The 2,421-nt window shown below is 42.6% G+C and carries 3 protein-coding genes; 1 reads left to right on the top strand and 2 read right to left on the bottom strand.

Translation table 11 applies throughout. The annotated features are described in order from the left end of the window. Both AC2JC8_RS10005 and AC2JC8_RS10000 read right to left on the bottom strand, forming a co-directional pair. Positions 1 to 937: mechanosensitive ion channel domain-containing protein (locus tag AC2JC8_RS10005; protein ID WP_484594674.1), on the bottom strand; the 937-nt coding region annotated here is incomplete at its 3' end. Next, on the bottom strand, positions 934 to 2,169 hold the full coding sequence (locus tag AC2JC8_RS10000) for a type 2 periplasmic-binding domain-containing protein (protein WP_484401087.1): 1,236 nt from the start codon (positions 2,167 to 2,169) through the stop codon (positions 934 to 936). The genes AC2JC8_RS10005 and AC2JC8_RS10000, both read right to left, overlap by 4 nt. Positions 2,170 to 2,214: 45 nt before the next feature. Here AC2JC8_RS10000 and AC2JC8_RS09995 point away from each other — a divergent pair. After that, positions 2,215 to 2,421, top strand: a 207-nt coding sequence (locus AC2JC8_RS09995; protein WP_484594673.1) for a CpcT/CpeT family chromophore lyase, incomplete at its 3' end; no start/stop codon positions are given.

The raw sequence follows: 2,421 nt of genomic DNA, 5'->3' as shown, positions 1-2,421 counted from the left end.
AAAACAGTTGGTTTGGTACTACCAACTCCACGTTGTCGCGATCGCGCCAAAGGGTGGTGGCACGCATGCCAAGCTCAAGCACTTCGCAAGGGTCCTCTCCGTTACCGGTTTCTAGAAGCAACACATCACCGGGCCGCACAGCACCTTCAATTAGCAGCCATAAGCCGCTAATAAAATTACTAAAAACCTCCTTAAGGCCGAAACCCAAACCAACCGATAATCCGCCGCCAATTGCGGCAAGAAACGTGTAATTAACACCAACGATTGCAAGTATGGAAATGAAGCCAATCGCTACAATTAGGTAGCGCATAATCAACTCAGTAGCCCTTATTGCCGGTTTTGATAATTGGAATAATTTTGCAGCTAGCCAAGTTAAGCCCCAAGCCGGAAGAGCGGTGCCGGTAGCGAGAAAGTAACTACCAAATAAAAGTAAAAGAACATCATTAAAACTAAAATTATCGCCAAATACCATGGCCACAGGAGAAGCGAGTAAAGATGGTAAATCAGATATTTGAGAAAGAACACTTAAAAAGCCAACAATCACATAAGCAGGCCGCAGCACACTTAGATCAAATTTACTTACAACCGCTATAGGTGCGTGAAATTTAAGCAAAATAATTAAAAATCTCGAAAACAAAAACAAGCCATAAAAACCAGTAATAAAAAATGCCAATCCAGCCACACCAGAAATACTATCAAGCGCAAGCGAAAAGATTCTCAATACAAAAAGCAAGAGCAACTCATTTGCTAATTCCTTAAAAGCCGATATATACTTATAACGTCTCTCAAATGGCCAAGGGCGAGCCTCTAGGTTAAGCAATTTACTTAGCACAACCCAGAATATGAGCGCAAGTCCTAAAGTAACAATCTGAATAAGAACAGAGACTCGAAAAGCGTCGGAGAAAAGATCGTTAAAAATATCAGATAAATTATTCATTTTTTGGCTCCATATTTCAAAAGTTGATTCAATCGGGGTGCAATTGCTTCAGGGCTCTGCTCACCACTAATAACACGATTTAAATCGGGCCTTAAAACGGGATCTGTTTTATAGAGCCAATCAATCTGATCCAAACTTAGCAACTTACCCCGCTCCGCAGCAAGATTAACAAGTTGCAAGGTATTATTCGTCTTAAGTGGTAAACTAATGCCAGGATTCACAGGTGCCGCTGTGCCTAATTTCAATGCCATATTTCGTTGCTGAACAATATTAACTGAAAAAAGTACAAATTTCTTGGCTAATTCATGCTGCCGCCCACTTGATTGCGAGCCAAACAGCCAAGTGCGCGCACTTAAAAACGGCCTTGCGTTTCCTGTTGGCATATTGGGAAGCATCACAGTGCCCAACTTATCACCCATACTACTTTGCAAACCAGGCAGCCAGGCTCCATTGCAAGTAATCCAACTAAATTCACCGGAGATCAAACCGCTTCTCAACAGGAGCGGATCAGATTCAAAACTGATTGTTGGCTGAAGATTTGCGAGCTTTAACCAGCGCAGAAATGAAAGGCTAGAAGGCAGAATCTTTGGCTCAAACAAAGCATCACCCAGGCCGGAATAAAGCCATAGCAATTGATCAAAATTCTTACTAATTCCAAATGAATAGCCGTTCTGGCTCAGCTTTATAAGTTCATCAAGATTTTCAGGAGGTTTCTTTAAACGCAAACGGTTATAGCAAGCAAGTTGCGGATAAATAAATACCGGGATTCCAATTAATTTACCTTTATGCTTAAATAAGGGCAGCAAGCTTTTACGTATAGAAAGGATTTCAAATCGATTAAGCGAGACGGGTTTAATGAAATTCTTGCGTAAAAATGGCAGGGCATTATTATTAGTTAAAAGTATTAAATCAGGGCCCAAGCCGCGAGTGTGTTGAAACTTAATCTCTCTTTCTAAATCAACAATGGGAATAAACCTAGCCTGTATCTTCACATCAGGATTGAAACGCTCAAACTCACGAATTTCCGCGTTGATCGTAGATTTTTGCTGCTTTAGAGCGAGTGGATCAGCTCCTTCTCTCGTTTCTACTAATACACGAATGGTTGATCCAAAACCTATGGACTTAGATCGCTCACCAAGATACTCCTGCAAAAGCGGCATTTTGCAGCCTTGAAGGAGTGCCAGCAAAGGCAGCAAACCCAGCAAAAGGCGCTGCGGGGGAAAGCCATTCATTAAAGTTGCTGCCAAAAATCGAAACATCATCCTAAGTTTGCAGCCATGGACCATGCATTTCAACTCTGCCAGCTGCTTTGCGGTGATTTCTGCAATCGTGAGCAGGCCTTTGATAACCCACCAATCTATGCCCACATCCAAGTGCGGATAAGGGCACTCCCCCACCTAGAACCAGGTTCGTTTTTACTAGAACAGGCCTACACGGTTGCCCCAACTGAACCCTACCGAATCAGGGTTTTGCAGGTGGTGGTG

Source organism: Synechococcus sp. (assembly GCF_982614295.1).
Note: the sequence above shows the minus strand (reverse complement) of the source record. Positions and strands in the feature narration are given on the sequence as shown.